1 protein-coding gene and 1 pseudogene are annotated in these 18,079 nt (G+C 71.7%); both read left to right on the top strand.

What is annotated here, in order from left to right; all coding sequences use genetic code 11:
* Positions 1-4: 4 nt before the first annotated feature.
* Positions 5-11,380 (top strand): annotated as a pseudogene (locus tag OEY_RS0127290) (amino acid adenylation domain-containing protein); the annotation flags it as partial.
* Positions 11,381-11,523: 143 nt separating this feature from the next.
* Positions 11,524-18,079 (top strand): non-ribosomal peptide synthetase (locus tag OEY_RS0127295; protein ID WP_010596901.1); only part of this gene is annotated, 6,556 nt, incomplete at its 3' end.

Raw genomic sequence — 18,079 nt, forward strand, 5'->3', positions numbered from 1 at the left:
GTCGGTGCCGCTGCGGGTGCTGTTCGAGAATTCGACCGTCGAGGCGTTGGCCGCCCGGATCGACGGTCACGACGGTCCGGCGCGACGTGCCCCGCTGGTTCCGCAACCCCGGCCCGAGCGGGTGCCGCTGTCGCTCGCCCAGCAGCGCATGTGGTTCCTCAACCGGTTCGATCCCGATTCGACGGCGAACAACATTCCCGTGGCCGTCCGCATGTCCGGCCGGCTCGACGTCCCGGCGCTCGAGGAAGCGGTGTGCGACGTCCTCGCCCGCCACGAATCCCTGCGCACCGTCTACCCCGACCTCGACGGGTACGGCTACCAGAAGGTGCTCGCGCCCTCCGAGGCCCGCGTCCCGCTCGAGGCCGTGCGCATCGACCCGGCGCAGCTGCCCGACGAACTGCGGACGCTGGCGGCCACGCACTTCGACGTGTCCACCGACGTCCCGATCGTCGTGCGGTTGCTGTGCCTGAGCCCCGAGGAGCACGTGCTCGTCGCGGTCATGCACCACATCGCCGGCGACGGCTTCTCGATGGGTCCCCTCACCCGCGACATCATGGTCGCCTACGCGGCCCGGTCGCTCGGCAACGAACCCGCCTGGGAGCCGCTCGAGATCCAGTACGCCGACTACACCCTGTGGCAGCGCGACGTGCTCGGCTCCGAGGACGATCCGGACTCGCTCGTCACCCGTCAGCTCGAATACTGGAAGCAGACGCTCGACGGCCTGCCGGACGGCCTCGACCTGCCGACCGACCGTCCACGGCCCGCGGTGGCGACGAATCGTGGTGCGACACACAGGCTCACACTCGACGAGTCGCTGCACGCTGCGCTCGGCCGGCTCGCCGGCGAACAGCGCGCGACGGTGTTCATGGTGGTTCACGCCGCCCTGGCGCTGCTGCTGGCCCGTCTCGGCACCTCCCGGGACATCGCCGTCGGCACCCCGGTGGCCGGCCGGGGGGAACGCTCGCTCGACAACCTGATCGGCATGTTCGTCAACACCCTGGTGCTGCGCACCGAGGTGGACACTGCCGACACCTTCGCCGAACTGCTCGCCCGGGTGCGCGAAGTCGACCTCGGGGCCTTCGCGCACGCCGAGGTGCCGTTCGAGCGCCTGGTGGACGTGCTCGCGCCGGAACGCACCCAGGCCCGGACCCCGTTGTTCCAGGTCATGCTGGCGTTCCAGAACATCGGCGACGTGGCCCTGGAACTACCGGGACTGTCGGTGGCGCAACTGCCGCTCGACGGCGGCGTGGCGAAGTTCGACCTCATGGTCACGATCCTCGAGGGTCAGGCGGCCGGCACCGACGCGGGTGCCCTCGCCGTCGAGATCTCCTACGCCACCGACCTGTTCGACGCCTCGACGATCGCCGCCGTGGGCGACCGGTTCGTCCGGCTGCTGCGGCTGGTGACCGAACGACCCGACGTGCCGGTCGGCGACCTGCCGATGCTGCCGGGGGCGGAACTCGGTGCGGTCGAGCAGCTTTCGCACGGCCCCCGTCGAGCGCTCGATTCCGACGCCACCCTGGTCGATCTCCTCGCCCGGCAGGCGGCCTGCACGCCCGACGCCGTGGCTGTGGAGTCGGCCGAGTCGACGTGGACGTACCGCGAGTTCGGCTCCCGTGTCAACGCCCTGGCGCGGTATCTCGTCGCGCACGGCGCGGGACCGGACACCGTCGTCGCGGTGGCCGCGAGCCGCTCCACGGAGATGCTCGTGGCGATCCACGCCGTCCTGGCCGCGGGGGCCGCCTACGTCCCGCTCGACCCGGACCAGCCGGCCGACCGGATCGCGTACGTCCTCGAATCCGCTTCGCCCGTAATGGTTCTCACCCGCACCGGATCTGACCGTCTGCCGGGCGCGGGCACGGTGCCGATCGTGGCGCTCGACGAGGCCGACACCGCACCGTACGGCGACGCGCCCCTGACCGACGCCGACCGGCTCGCACCGCTGCGCCCGGATCATCTTGCGTACGTGCTCTACACGTCCGGTTCCACCGGCCGGCCGAAGGGTGTGGCCGTGCCGCACGCCGCCGTGGTCAACCAGCTGCTGTGGATGCAGGACCAGTTCGGCCCGGGCGCCGGCGACGTCCTGCTGCTCAAGACCCCCGCCACCTTCGACGCCTCGGTCTGGGAGATCTTCCTGCCGCCGCTCGTGGGCGCCCGGATCGTGGTCGGCGCACCCGACCTGCACCGCGACCCCGCCGCGATGGCGGCAGCGATCGCCCGGCACGCCGTCACCCTGGCCCAGTTCGTGCCCGCCGTCCTCGACGCCGTGCTCGAACACCTCGACCGGGCGACCGCCGCGTCCCTGACCCAGGTCTTCTGCGGCGGCGAGAGCCTCCCGGCCGACACCGTCGCCCGGCTGCACGCACTGAGCGATGCACCCGTCCACAACCTGTACGGCCCGACCGAGACGACGATCCAGACCGTCCACCGGACGGCCGGACCCGGCGACACCGCAACGGTCCCGATCGGTACCCCGGTCTGGAACACCGGCGCGCTCGTGCTCGACGAACGGCTGCACCCCGTGCCGCTCGGCGTCGCCGGCGAGCTCTACCTCACCGGTCCCCAGCTGGCGCGGGGCTATCACGGCCGCCCGGATCTGACGGCCGAGCGATTCGTCGCCGACCCCTGGTCCAGCGGCGAGCGGATGTACCGCACCGGCGACCTGGTGCGGTGGACCGCCGCGGGCGAGCTCGACTACCTGGGCCGCACGGACCTGCAGGTCAAGTTGCGCGGCCTGCGTATCGAACTCGGCGAGGTCGAGTCGCAGCTGACCGCCCTCGACGAGGTGCGCCAGGCCGTCGCCGTGGTGCGCGAGGACCCGCGCTTCGGATCGCAACTGGTCGGCTACGTCGTTCTCGAGCCGGGCGTCGCGTTCGACCCCGCCCGGGCGAAGGACGCGCTGGCCACCACGCTGCCGTCCTACATGGTGCCGTCGGCCTTCGTCGCCCTGGAGGCGTTCCCGCTGAACGCCAGCGGCAAGATCGACCGGCGCGCGCTGCCGGCCCCGACCTTCGAAGCACGCACCTTCACCGCGCCGCGGACCCCGGTCGAGGAGATCGTCGCGGGCGTCTTCGCCCAGGTACTGGGTGTGCCGCGGGTCGGCCGCGACGACGACTTCTTCGATCTCGGCGGCAACTCCCTCGTCGCGACGCAGGTCGCGGCCCGCCTCAGCGACGCGCTCGACGCGTCGATCCCGGTGCGGGCACTGTTCGACGCCCCGACCGTCGAGGCTCTCGCGGTGCGGGCCGAGCAGGAGGCCGGCGCGGGTCGCCGCACCCCGCTGGCCCCGTACGAGCGGCCCGAGCGCATCCCACTGTCGCCGGCGCAGCAGCGCATGTGGTTCCTCAACCGATTCGACCCCGGGTCGGCGGTGAACAACGTCCCGATCGGCGTGCGTTTCACCGGCGCCCTCGACGTGCCCGCCCTGCGCGGGGCGATCCGGGACCTGACCGAGCGCCACGAGGTGCTGCGCACCGTCTACCCCGACGTGGACGGCACCGGCTACCAGCAGATCCTGCCGGAATCCCCGGTGCGGCTCGAGGTCGAGCAGATCGACGCGCAGGCCCTGCCGGACCGTGCCCGCGAACTCGTCACGCGCGGGTTCGACGTCACCACCGAGGTGCCCTTCCGTGCGGTGGTCTTCGAGCTGAGCCGAACCGAGCACGTGCTGCTGTTCGTCGCCCATCACATCGCCACGGACGGGTTCTCCCTGCGTCCGCTCGCCCGCGACGTGATGGTCGCCTACGCGGCCCGCACCCGCGGCGAGCTGCCCGGCTGGGCACCGCTCGAGATCCAGTACGCGGACTACGCCCTGTGGCAGCGCGACGTGCTCGGCTCCGAGGACGAGCCGGGATCCGTGGCCGCCGAACAGGTGCAATTCTGGAAGCGCACGCTCGCCGGGCTGCCCGACCAGCTGGACCTGCCGTCCGATCGGGCCCGTCCCGAGCGGGCCTCCGGACACGGCCGCACCAGCCGCTTCCACGTCGACGAGGCGCTCCACGACCGTCTGCAGAACCTTGCGCACGAGAAGAACACGTCGCTGTTCATGGTCGTGCACGCGGCGCTCGCGGTGCTGCTGGCCCGGTTGTCCGCCACCGAGGACATCGCGATCGGCACCCCGGTCGCCGGCCGCGGCGAGGCCGCCCTCGACGACCTGGTCGGCATGTTCGTCAACACCCTCGTCCTGCGCACGGACGTGCAGGGCGGGCAGTCCTTCGCGGAACTGCTCAGCGCGGTGCGCGAGAGCGACCTCGACGCGTTCGCCCACGCGGACGTGCCGTTCGAACGGCTGGTGGAGATCCTCGACCCGGAGCGCTCCCAGGCCCGGCACCCGCTGTTCCAGGTGGTGTTGACCTTCCAGAACATCGGACAGGCCGAGTTCGAACTCGACGGTCTCGCGCTCGAGGCTCTCGACTACGACCCGCCCACGGCGAAATTCGACCTGCAGTTCACCTTCTCGGAGCAGGTGGCCGAGGACGGTTCGGCGGCCGGCATCGCCGCCGCCGTCACCTACGCCACCGACCTGTTCGACGAGCTGCGCGTCGCCGCCTTCGCCGAGCAGCTGCTGCGGATCCTGCGGGCCGTGGCGGCGGATCCGTCGGTGGCGGTCGGCGACATCGAGATCGTCGACGAGTTCGAACGTGAACTCGTGGTCTCCCGGTGGAACTCGCTCGGTGACGACGTCGCCCCGGCGGACGTGACGCTGGTGGACATGTTCGAGGCGCGGGTCGCCGCCGCACCCGGCGACACCGCGGTGCGGTTCGGCGACGAGGCACTGACCTACGCGGAGTTCGCGTCCCGGGCGCGGCGACTGGCCCGGCATCTGATCTCGGTGGGCGTGGGCCCCGAGTCGCTCGTGGCGGTCGCGCTGCCGCGGTCGCCGGATCTGGTGGTCGCCCTCGTCGCGGTGCTCGAGGCCGGCGGCGGGTATCTGCCGGTGGACCCGAACTACCCGGCCGACCGGATCGAGTTCATGCTCACCGACGCCGCACCGGCCGCGGTGCTCACCGCCTCCGGCACCGGGATCGAGGTGCCCACCGCGGTGCCGGTGGTCGAGCTCGACACCGTCGACCTCTCGGGGACGGACGACGCGCCGATCCGCGACGAGGAGCGCACCGCGCCGCTGGGCGCCGCGAACCTCGCGTACGTCATCTACACTTCGGGGTCCACGGGCCGGCCGAAGGGCGTGCTGATCCCGCACCGGAACGTGGTGCGGCTCATGGTGAACACCGAGTCGGTCTACGGGTTCGGCCCGTCGGATGTGTGGACGATGTTCCACTCGTACGCGTTCGACTTCTCGGTGTGGGAACTGTGGGGCCCCCTGCTGTACGGCGGCACCCTGGTGGTCGTGGACTGGTTCACCTCGCGCTCGCCCGAGGCGTTCCGCGAGTTGCTCGTGCGCGAACGGGTGACGGTGCTCAATCAGACACCGTCGGCGTTCTACCAGCTCGCCGAGGCCGACCGCACGGCCGGTGGCACGGAGGGCGACCTCGCTCTGCGGTACGTGATCTTCGGCGGTGAGGCCCTCGAGCCGCGCCGGCTGGCGGGCTGGTTCACCCGGCACGGGGACACCTCCCCGCGGCTGGTGAACATGTACGGCATCACCGAGACCACGGTGCACGTGTCGTACCGGGAGATCGGTGCGGAGCTGGCCGAGGCCGGTTCCGCGAGCATCGTGGGCGTGCCGATCGCGGGCCTGCGGGTCTACGTCCTCGACACCCGCCTCAACCCGGTTCCGGTGGGCGTGGCCGGTGAGATGTACGTCGGCGGCGGCCAGCTGGCCCGCGGCTACCTGGGCCGCCCGGACCTGTCCGCGGCCCGGTTCGTGGCCGACCCGTTCTCCGCCGACGGTGGATTGCTGTATCGCACCGGCGATGTCGCGCGCTGGGCGGTCTCGGGGGACCTCGAGTACCTCGGCCGCGCGGACGACCAGGTCAAGATCCGCGGCTTCCGGATCGAGCTCGGCGAGGTCGAGTCGGCCGTGCTGGCCCAGCCGACGGTCGGGCAGGCCGCGGTGATCGTGCGCGAGGACGCCCCCGGCGCGGCGCGCATCGTCGCGTACGTGGTGCCCGCCGACGGCGCGACCGTCGACGTCGAGGAACTGCGCGCCGGGGCGGGTGCGCTGGTGCCGGAGTACATGGTGCCGTCGGCGTTCGTGGTGATCGACGCGATCCCGTTGACCGTCAACGGCAAGCTCGACCGCCGGGCGCTGCCGGAACCGGTGTTCGAGACCCGGGTCTTCCGGGCGCCGTCGACGCCGGTCGAGGAGATCGTCGCGGGCACGTTCGCCGAGGTGCTCGGCGTCGAGCGGGTGGGCGCGGACGACGACTTCTTCGAGCTCGGCGGCAACTCGCTGATCGCGACGCAGGTCGTGTCACGGCTCGGGGCGGCGCTCGACACGCAGGTCCCGGTGCGGACGCTGTTCGAGGCCTCGACCGTCGCCGCGCTCGCGGCGCGGGTCGAGCAGGACGCCACCGGCGGCGCCCGGGTGCCGCTGACCGCGCGCACGCGTCCCGAACGCATCCCACTGTCGCCGGCGCAGCAGCGCATGTGGTTCCTCAACCGCTTCGACCCCGAGTCGACGGCGTACAACATCCCGATGGCCCTGCGCCTGACCGGCGACCTCGACGTCGACGCGCTGCGCGCCGCCGTCGCCGACCTGGTGGCCCGCCACGAGACCCTGCGGACCGTGTACCCGGAGACGAATTCCGGTCCGGTACAGGATATCCGGCCCGCCACCGCGGTCCCGGTCGACCTCGACCCGATCGACGTCCCGGCGGCCGAGCTGGAACCGCGCCTGCGCGAACTCGCCTCGACCGGCTTCGACGTCACCCGCGAGATCCCGCTGCGGATCGCGCTGCTGCGTCTCGCACCCACCGAGTACGTCCTGGTCACCGTGGTGCATCACATCGCCGCGGACGGCTCGTCGATGGTGCCGATGGTGCGCGACGTGATGACCGCGTACGCCGCCCGTTCCGCCGGCACCGAGCCGGCGTGGGCACCGCTCGAGCTGCAGTACGCGGACTACGCGCTGTGGCAGCGGGAGCTGCTCGGATCCGAGGACGATCCCGAGTCGCTCGCCGCCCGCCAGCTCGACCACTGGCGGACCGCGCTGGCCGATCTGCCGGATCAGCTGGACCTGCCCACGGACCGGCCGCGGCCCGTGCAGCAGTCGTTCCGCGGCGACCGGGTCGAGTTCGTCGTGGACGCGGACGTGCACGCCGCGTTGCGCGACCTCGCGCGCGCCCGCAACGCGACCGTGTTCATGGCGATGCATGCCGCGTTCGCGGCACTGCTCGCGCGCCTGTCCGGATCCGACGACATCGCGGTGGGCACGCCCATCGCGGGCCGCGGCGAGGCCGCCGTCGAGAACCTGATCGGCATGTTCGTCAACACGCTGGTCTTCCGCCTCTCCGTCGACGGAAACCGGTCGTTCGACGAACTGCTCGGGGCGGCACGGGAAACCGACCTGCAGGCGTTCGCACACGCGGACGTGCCCTTCGAGCGGCTCGTGGAGGTGCTCAACCCGGCCCGCTCCACCGCGCGGCACCCGCTGTTCCAGGTGGGCTTCTCGTTCCAGAACCAGCAGCGCACCGAACTGGAACTGGCGGGCCTGACCGTCGCCCCGATCGACCTCGAGGGCGGCACGTCGCAGTTCGACCTGCACCTGATCGTCAGCGACCGGTACGACGAGCAGGGCGCCCCGGCCGGGATGGACGCGATCCTGACCTTCGCCACCGACCTGTTCGACGAGTGCACCGCGCGTGCTGTGGCCGAGCGTTTCCGGCAGTTGCTCCGTGCACTGGTGCAGGCGCCGGACGTGCCGGTGGGCGAGCACCCCGTGCTCCTCGCGCGCGAAGAGCACGACGTCCTGGCGGCGTGGAACGACACCGCCCACGAGACCGGCGCGGCCGCAACGCTCGTCGACCTGTTCGACGAGCAGGTACGCCGGGACCCCGGCGCGGTCGCACTGGTGTACGAGGGTGCCGCCGTCACGTACGGCGAGTTCGACGCCCGCGTCAACCGTCTCGCCCGGCACCTGATCGCCCAGGGCGTGGGGCCGGAGGACCGGGTCGCGCTGATCGTGCGGCGTTCGCCGGAACTCGTCGTCGGCATGTACGCGATCGCCAAGGCCGGCGGTGCGTACGTGCCCCTCGACCCGGACCAGCCGGCCGAGCGCAACGCCTACATCCTCGACACCGCGGCGCCCACGTGCGTGGTCACGGTCGCGGCGGATCGGATCGACGTGCCCGGCGTGCCGGTCGTCGAACTCGACCGCGTGGACCTCTCCGGTCTGCCGGACGCGCCGGTGACCGCGGCCGAACGTCGCGCGCCGCTGCGTGCGGCGAACACCGCGTACGTGATCTTCACGTCCGGATCGACCGGCCGGCCCAAGGGTGTGGCGGTTCCGCACGCCGCCGTGGTCAACCAGATGGTCTGGAAGCGGGACGCGTTCGATCTCGGACCGGACGACGCGGTGCTGCTCAAGACCGTCGCCACGTTCGACCTGTCCGTGTGGGAGTTCTGGTCGGCGCTCCCCTCCGGCTCGCGTCTGGTGATCGCGCCCGCCGACGGGCACCGCGATCCCGACTACCTGCTGCGGTTGCTGCGCGACGAGCGCGTCACCACCCTGCACGCGGTGCCGTCGATGCTGTCGATGCTCACGACCGCCGCGGGTGGGGAGGTCGCGTCGTCGCTGCGGCGCGTGCTCGCCATCGGCGAGGCGCTGCCGGCGGCCACCGCGCGGCAGTTCCGGGCGGACAACGCGGCGGCCCTGTTCAACCTGTACGGGCCGACCGAGGCCGCGGTGTCCGTCACCGTGCACGAGACGAGCGACGCCGACACCACGGTCGTGCCGATCGGTGTGCCCGAGTGGAACAGCCGCGTGTACGTGCTCGACGCGCGCCTGCGCCCGGTGCCGATCGGGGTGGCCGGCGAGCTGTACCTGGCCGGCGCGCAGCTGGCGCGCGGCTACCACGGTCGTCCCGACCTGACCGCCGACCGGTTCGTCGCCGACCCGTTCGGCGGCGGCCGGATGTACCGCACCGGCGACATCGTGCACTGGAACCGTGACGGCGAGCTGGTCTACCGCGACCGCGCCGACTTCCAGGTCAAGGTGCGCGGCTACCGCATCGAACTCGGGGAGATCGAATCGGTGCTGCGCGCCCGCGACGGGGTGCGCGACGTCGCCGTCCTCGTGCGCACCGACCCGCACGTCGGCGACCGGCTGGTGGCCTACGTGGTCCCGGCCGTCGGAGCCGACGCTGCCGGAGCGGACGCTGCCGGATTCGATGCGGCCGAGACGAAGACGGCACTGGCGCAGGCCCTTCCGTCGTACATGGTGCCGTCGGCGTTCGTCGTCCTCGAGGCGCTCCCGCTGAACACCAACGGCAAGCTCGACCGCCGGGCGCTGCCCGAGCCGGAGTTCGAGACCGGGCAGTTCCGGGCCCCCACCACCCCGGTGGAGGAGATCGTCGCCCGGATCCTCGCCGAGGTTCTCGGCATCGAACGCGCCGGCCTCGACGACGACTTCTTCGAACTCGGCGGCAACTCCCTGCTCGCGACGCAGCTGGCCTCCCGGCTCGGTGTCGCGCTCGACACCCGGGTGTCGGTGCGGACCGTGTTCGAGGCGTCGACCGTCGCGGCGCTGGCCGGCCGGATCCAGCCGTCCGTCGGCCGCGGTGCCCGGCCACCGCTGGTACCGCAGCCGAGGCCCGACCGGATTCCGCTGTCGCTCGCGCAGCAACGGATGTGGACCCTCAACCAGGTGGATCCCGGGTCCGGGGTCTACAACATCCCCGTCGCGGTGCGGCTGCGCGGCTCCCTCGACACCGAGGCCCTGCGCTCGGCGGTCGCCGACGTGATCGCCCGGCACGAGGTGCTGCGCACGGTGTACCCGGACACGGAGGACGGCCCGGTCCAGGTGGTGCTCCCGACGGCGCAGGCGCTGCCGGACCTGGCCCCGGTGCCGGTGTCGGAGAACGAGATCGTCGACCGGCTCACCGACGTCCTCGGTGCGGGCTTCGACGTGACGGCACCGACCCCGCCGGTGCGGGCACGGTTGTTCCGCGTCGCCGACGACGAGCACGTGCTCGCTCTGGTGGCGCACCACATCAGCGCCGACGGCTACTCGATGCGGCCCCTCGTGCGCGACGTGATGGTCGCCTACGCCGCCCGCGCCGAGGCGCAGATGCCCGGCTGGGCGGAGCTGCCGGTCCAGTACGCCGACTACACGCTGTGGCAGCAGCGGGTGCTCGGCAGCCCGGACGACCCCGACAGCGAGCTGTCCCGCCAGCTCGGGTACTGGACCGACGAGCTGACCGGCAGTCCCGAGCTGCTCGCGCTGCCGACGGATCGGCCGCGGCCGGCGCGGCAGTCCACCGAGGGCGACTCGGTGACGTTCACCATCGGGGAGGCGCTCGCGCAGCGCATCGAGAAGACCGCCCGCGAGCACAACGCGACGGTGTTCATGGTCGTGCACGCCGCCCTCGCGGTGCTCCTGTCGCGTCTGGCGTCCGCCGAGGACGTCGCGGTCGGAACTCCGACCGCCGGCCGCGCCGAGGAAGTGCTCGACGACCTGGTGGGCATGTTCGTCAACACGCTGGTGCTGCGCACCCGCGTGGCCGGCGGGGACACCTTCGCCGATCTGCTCGCCCAGGCGAAGGAGAAGGACCTCGCGGCGTTCGGCAACGCCGACGTGCCGTTCGAGCGGCTCGTCGACGCCGTCGGCCGCAGGCGGTCGAGCTCGTACACGCCGCTGTTCCAGGTGATGCTCACGTTCCAGAACATCGAGACCGGCACGTTGGAACTGCCCGGAATGGCGGTCACCCCGCTCGAGGTGGGCGCCCACCAGGCGAAGTTCGACCTGCAGTGCACCTTCGTCGAGCAGTTCGCGCCCGGCGGCGGCCTCGGCGGCCTCGAGGTGATCTTCACCTACGCGACCGCGCTGTTCGACCGGGAGACGGTCGAGCTGTTCGCCGAGCGGTTCACCCGCATCCTCGAGGCGGTGACGTCGGATCCGCAGATCCGGTTGCGGGCGATCGACATCCTCACCGAGGCCGAACGGGCCCGGCTGGCCGCGCCGCGCAAGCCGCGGACGGTGGCGGACCTGCCGGATCTGGTCGCCGCCGCCGCCGAGGCCGCCCCCGACGCGGTGGCGCTCAGCCACGAGGGCCGGGACGTCACCTTCGGGGAGTTCGCGCAGAAGCTGGCCGCGACGGCCACCGCGACGGGCGGGGCGCTGACCGCGGAGGCGCTCGTGCCTGTGGTGTTGAACACCCTCATCCCCGGCGTCCTGCCCGCGCTGGGTGCCGACGGGTTCGCCGAACTGGTCCGATCCGTGCTCGCCGCGGCCGACGAGATCACCGGTGGGGGGCTCTGACCTGGGCGCTTCGTTTGCTGTCGGTCCGACCGGGATAATCGAACATCGACTGTCGTCCGACCCCGTGGGCACCGGGTGCCACGGGGTCGGACGGAGCGCGCACGACAGTGCGCGACACACAGAGGTATCGGAGGATGAAGTAGATGGCTGAAGGCACGTCGGGCAAGCAGGCGCTGACGATCGCAGACCTGCCCCGGTTGCTGGCCGGAGTCGTGGACCGCGAGCCCGACCGCGTCGCCCTCGCCCACGGTGACACGCAGCTGACCTACAGCCGGCTCCAGCAGGAGATCGCCACCCTCGACGCCGCGATGGGAGGCGTGCTCGGGATCGAGGCGCTGGTCCCGGTCGTGCTGTCCAACCTCGCGCCCGGGCTCCTCGCCGACGGTGGGCTGCCCGCCGTGCTCGACGGTCTCCTCGCCGACGCCGCCGCCGTCCTCGGTGACGCCGCCGTGGCCCCCGCCGGACCCGACCTCGGCACCCTCGTGGGCCGGTTCGACGCGCAGGTCGCGGCGACCCCCGACGCGGTCGCCCTCGAATTCGACGGCGAGACCCTGACCTACGCGGAGTTCGACGCCCGCGTCAACCGGCTCGCGCGGCACCTGATCGGGCTCGGCGTGGGCCCGGACACCCGCGTCGGCCTGTCGATGCGGCGATCCTTCGACCTGCTCGTCGGCATGTACGCCGTCGTCAAGGCCGGCGGCGCCTACGTGCCGCTGGATCCGGACCACCCCGCGGACCGCATCGCCTACGTCCTCGACATCGCCGAACCGGTCGCGGTGGTCACCACCGCCCGGGACCGCGTGGACCTGCCGGCCTCGGTACCCGTGGTCCTCGTCGACACCCTCGACCTCGCGGCCGTGTCCGCGGACCCGGTGCGCGACGACGAACGGCTCGGCTCCCTGACCGCGGACGATCTCGCGTACGTCATCTTCACCTCGGGCTCCACCGGCCGTCCGAAGGGCGTCGCCGTCGAGCACCGGGCCATCGTCGCCAACATCGCCTGGCGGCAGGCCGAGTACGGGCTGCGCGGCGACGACGTCGTGCTGCAGAAGACGCCCTTCACGTTCGACGTGTCGGTGTGGGAGTTCTTCTGGCCGCTGCAGGTGGGCGCGCGACTGTCGATCGCGCTGCCCGACGGTCACCGCGACCCCGCCTACCTGGCGCAGACCATGATCGAGCGCCGGGTCACCGTCGCCCACTTCGTCCCCTCCATGCTCGCGGTCTACCTCGCCGAGCCGACCGCCGCGGCCGTCACCTCGCTGCGGTACGTCTTCGCCTCGGGTGAGGCGCTGCCCGCGCAGACCGTCGCCCGGTTCCACGCGATCTCCACGGCCGGGCTGCACAACCTGTACGGCCCGACCGAGGCCGCGGTCGACGTCACCTACTACGAGACCCACGGCGACGACACCGTCGTCCCCATCGGTGCGGCCGTGGCCGACACCGATCTCTACGTGCTCGACGAGGGATTGCGGCCCGTTCCGCAGGGGGTCGAGGGAGAGCTGTACCTCGCGGGCATCCAGCTCGCACGCGGCTACCTGCGCCGGCCCGACCTGACGGCGGACCGCTTCGTCGCCGATCCGTTCGGTGCGCCGGGCGATCGCATGTACCGCACCGGTGACCTGGTCAAATGGAACACCGACGGTCTGATCGAGTACGTCGGGCGCACCGACTTCCAGGTCAAGCTGCGCGGCCTGCGCATCGAGCTCGGCGAGATCGAATCCGCCCTGCTCGACCACCCCGGGGTCCGGCAGGCGGTCGTCGTCGTGCACTCCGACGAGACGCTCGGCGATCACCTCGTCGGTTACCTCGTCACCGACGGTGAACCGGTCGACCGCACCGAGCTGGCTGCGGCCGTGCGCCGGCGGTTGCCGGACTACATGGTGCCGTCGCTGTTCGTGGAACTGACGGAGTTTCCCCTCAACGCGTCGGGCAAGCTCGACCGCGGAGCGCTGCCCGAGCCCGACTTCAGCGTTCTGGCAACCGAATACCGCGCACCGAGCACCCCCACCGAGGAAACGGTCGTCGCGGCGTTCGAGAGTGTGCTCGGCGTCGAGCGGCTCGGCGTCGACGACGACTTCTTCGCCCTGGGCGGCAACTCACTGAGCGCCACGCGCGTGGTGGCGCGGATCAACGCCGACCACAAGGTCCGCATCGACGTACGGGAGTTCTTCGACGCCCCGACCGCCGCGCAGCTCGCCACGCTCGTCGACGCGGCGATGGCCGCCGGCGACTCCCACCGGCCCCCGCTGGTGCCGCAGGTGCGGCCGGAACGGGTGCCGTTGTCGCTGGCGCAGCGGCGGATGTGGTTCCTCAACCGCCTCGATCCCGGCTCGGCGGTCAACAACATCACGGTCGTCCTGAGACTGTCCGGGGCGCTCGACGTCGACGCGCTCGGGGCGGCCGTGGCGGACGTGGTGACCCGGCACGAGGTGCTGCGCACCGTCTACCCCGAGACGGAGGGCGTCGGCTACCAGCAGGTGCTGCCCACCTCTGACGTGAACCCGGCGCTCACGCCGTCGGCGGTGAGCGAGTCCGAGATCGTGCCGACGGTCGCGGAGATCGTCTCGACCGGATTCGACGTCACCACCGAGGTGCCCGTTCGCGTACGTCTGCTGCGGGTGTCGGACACCGAGCACGTGCTGGTGCTCGTGGTGCACCACATCGCCGCGGACGGATTCTCGATGGGTCCGCTCACGCGGGACGTCATGGTCGCCTACGACGCCCGGACCCGGCACGAGGCACCCGCGTGGGAGCCGTTGACCGTCCAGTACGCCGACTACGCCATCTGGCAGCGACAGGCCCTCGGCTCGGAGGACGACCCGCAGTCGGTCGTCACCCAGCAGATCGAGTACTGGACACGTCGGCTCGACGGCGTACCCGAGCGACTGGACCTGCCCACGGATCGGCCGCGGCCGGCGGTCGCCGGCAACCGTGCCGCGGTGCATGCCTTCACCGTCGGCGAATCGGTGCACCGGGGTCTCGTCCGGCTGGCACACGAGACCCGGACGACGCCGTTCATGGTGGTACACGCCGCCCTGGCGGCGGTCCTCAGCCGCCTGTCGGGCTCGGCGGACGTCACCATCGGCACTCCGATCGCCGGTCGCGGCGAGCAGGAACTCGACGACCTGATCGGCATGTTCGTCAACACCCTCGTGCTGCGCACCGAGGTCGAGCCGGGGGAGCCCTTCACCCGGTTGCTGGCGCGCGTGCGCGAGTCCGACCTCGCCGCCTTCGGGCACGCGGACGTCCCGTTCGAACGGCTCGTGGAGGTACTCGATCCGGTCCGGTCGCAGTCCCATCACCCGCTGTTCCAGGTGATGCTCGCCTTCCAGAATCTCGAACAGACCAGCCTCGAACTGGGTGAGCTCGCGATCAGTCCCGTGACCGCGAACCGCGAACAGTCGCAGTACGATCTGTCGTTCATCTTCGCCGACACCGTGGACGAGAACGGCGAACCCGGTGGTCTCGCCTGCGACCTGCTCTACGCCACCGACCTGTTCGACGAGCCGACCGTCGCGACCCTCGTGCGCCGGTTGCTGCGGGTGCTCGAGACCGTCGCCACCGACCCGGCACGGGCCGTGGGCGACATGGCCCTCCTTTCGGCACCGGAGCGACAGGCACTGACGTCCGTGCACGGTGCCGCCGCGGAGGCCGGCGGCACCCTCGCCGAGATCCTCGCCCTCGCCGCGCGTCGCGACCCGGCGGCCGTGGCCCTGCGGTTCGACGGCCGGTCGGTGTCGTACGGGGATCTGGACGCGACGTCGTCGCGTCTGGCCCGGATGCTGATCTCCCGTGGTGTGGGACCGGAAGACCGCGTGGCCGTGGCCGTGCCCCGGTCGATCGAGTCCGTCACGGCGTTGTGGGCGGTGGTCAAGGCCGGTGCCGCGTTCGTCCCCGTGGACCCGACGTACCCGACCGAGCGGATCGCCTACATGCTCTCCGATTCCGGCGCGGTGCTCGGGATCGCCACAGCCGGAACCTTCGCTACGCTACCGGATTCCGTTCCGTGGCTCGTGCTCGAGGAAGCGATCGAGGCCGGCGCGGGACTGCCGGCGGGACCGGTGGCCGACGCCGAACGCGTGCGCTCCCTGCTTCCCGCACACCCGGCGTACGTCATCTACACCTCCGGCACGACGGGCACGCCGAAGGGCGTCGTGGTCGCGCATGGCGGAGTGGTGAACTTCTGCGCCGAACAGGTGGAGCGGTACGCGGTCACCGCCGACTCCCGCACGTTGCACTTCGCGTCGCCGAGCTTCGACGCCTCGGTGCTCGAACTGCTGCTGGCTTTCGGTGCGGGCGCGACGATGGTCGTCGCGCCGACCTCGGTGTACGGCGGCGCCGAGCTCGCCGGTCTGCTGGCCGGGGAGGCGGTCACCCATGCCTTCGTGACCCCCGCGGCCCTCGGCTCGGTGGATCCCGAGGGCCTCGACTGCGTCCGCGTGGTGATCACGGGCGGCGAGGCGTGCTCCCCGGGCCTGGTGGCACGCTGGGCGACGATCCTGCCCGACGGATCGCGCCGCGCGTTCTTCAACGCCTACGGTCCCACCGAGTCGACGGTTGCCTCGAACATCAGTGACGCCCTGCTACCCGGCGAACCGGTGGTGATGGGCGGCCCCGTCCGCGGAATGCGGGTACTCGTTCTCGACGACCGGTTGCAGCCGGTGCCCGTGGGTGTTCCGGGCGAGCTGTACCTGGCGGGAATTCAGGTGGCCCGTGGGTATCTGGGCCGGGCCGGGCTGACCGCCGAGCGATTCGTGGCCGATCCGTACGCCACCGACGGCAGCCGGATGTACCGGACCGGTGACGTGGTGCGGTGGTCCGGTTCCCCCGGGGACGAGACGACCGGGGTGGTCGAGTACGTCGGCCGGGCCGACGACCAGGTGAAGATCCGCGGTTTCCGGATCGAACTCGGTGAGGTCGAAGCGGCTCTCGCGCGGTGCGCCGGCGTCGCCCAGGCGGTTGCGACGGTGCGCCGGGACGGGCAGCGGGGTGAGCAGCTCGTCGGCTACGTCGTTCCCGAGCCTGGCACCGTACTCGACGGCGCCGCCGTGAGGGACTCCGTGGCACAGTTCCTGACGAGCTACATGGTGCCGCACGCGGTCGTGGTCCTGAACTCGATCCCGCTGACGCCCGGCGGCAAGCTCGACCGGCGTGCACTGCCGGAACCGGAGCAGGAAGCCCGGGTCTTCCGGGCTCCGACGACCCCGGTCGAGGAGATCGTCGCGCGGGTCTTCGCCGACGTCCTCGGCGTGGAACGGGTCGGTCTGGACGACGACTTCTTCGAACTGGGCGGCAACTCGCTGGTCGCCACGCAGGTGATCTCCCGGCTCGCCGCCGCGCTCGGCACGGCGGTTCCGGTGCGGACCCTGTTCGAGGCTTCGGCGGTCGCCTCGCTCGCGGCCCGTCTCGAGCAGGCCGACTCCGCCGGCAGCCGGGTGCCGTTGGTGGCGCGCCCGCGGCCCGAGCGGGTTCCGCTCTCGTTGGCGCAGCGCCGCATGTGGTTCCTGAACCGATTCGAACCGGACTCCGCGGTGAACAACATCCCGCTGGCCATCCGGTTGTCCGGGTTGCTGGACCGGCACGCCCTGCAGGTGGCGGTCGCCGATGTGCTCGCCCGGCACGAATCCCTGCGGACGGTGTATCCGGACGCCGACGGCGTGGCGTACCAGCAGGTGTTGCCGACCTCGCGGGTGATTCCGGATCTGTCGCCGATTCCGGCCTCGGAGAACGAACTGATCGCCGAGGTCCTGACGATGGCTTCGGCCGGGTTCGACGTGTCGACGCAGGTGCCGTTCCGGGCGCGGTTGTTCGAGGTGTCCGCAACCGAGCATGTTCTCGTCCTCGTCGTGCACCACATCGCGGCCGACGGCTTCTCCATGGGGCCGCTCACCCGTGACGTGGTGGTGGCGTACTCGGCACGGGCCACCGGCGGCGAACCGGAGTGGGAGCCCCTGCCGGTGCAGTACGCCGACTACGCGTTGTGGCAGCGGGAGATCCTCGGCTCGGAGGACGACCCGGACTCGGTCGTCGCGAGTCAGGAAGCGTACTGGAGCGGCGCGCTCGCCGGACTGCCCGACCAGCTCGACCTGCCGTCCGACCGTCCCCGGCCGGCGTCTGCTTCCAACGCGGGTGCGGTGCACGAGTTCTCGCTCGGACCGGAACTCCATGCCGCGATCGGACGGGTCGCACGTGAGCGCAACGCCACCCCGTTCATGGTGGTGCACGCGGCGCTGTCGGTGCTGCTGGCGCGGTTGTCGGGGACCGACGACATCGCCGTCGGCACCCCGGTGGCCGGTCGCGGCGAGCAGGAACTCGACGACCTCGTCGGCATGTTCGTCAACACCCTGGTGCTGCGGACCCGGGTCGAGGGTGGGGAGTCCTTCGAGGACCTGCTCGCGCAGGTACGCGGCACCGACCTCGACGCGTTCGCGCACGCGGACGTGCCGTTCGAGCGGCTGGTGGAGGTGCTCAATCCCGCCCGGTCGACGGCGCGGCACCCGCTGTTCCAGGTCATGTTGTCCTTCCAGAACCAGGCGACGGGAGCCCTCGAGCTGCCGGGCCTGACCGTCTCGGGCCTCGACTTCGACGCCGCGACCGCCCGGTTCGACCTGCAGTTCTCCCTCGCCGAAACGACCTCCGAGACAGCCGATTCCGTCGGGTACGCGGTCGGGATCACCTATGCGACGGATCTGTTCGATG

Source organism: Rhodococcus sp. P14 (genome assembly GCF_000256505.1).
Classification (GTDB): Bacteria; Actinomycetota; Actinomycetes; order Mycobacteriales; family Mycobacteriaceae; genus Rhodococcus; species Rhodococcus ruber.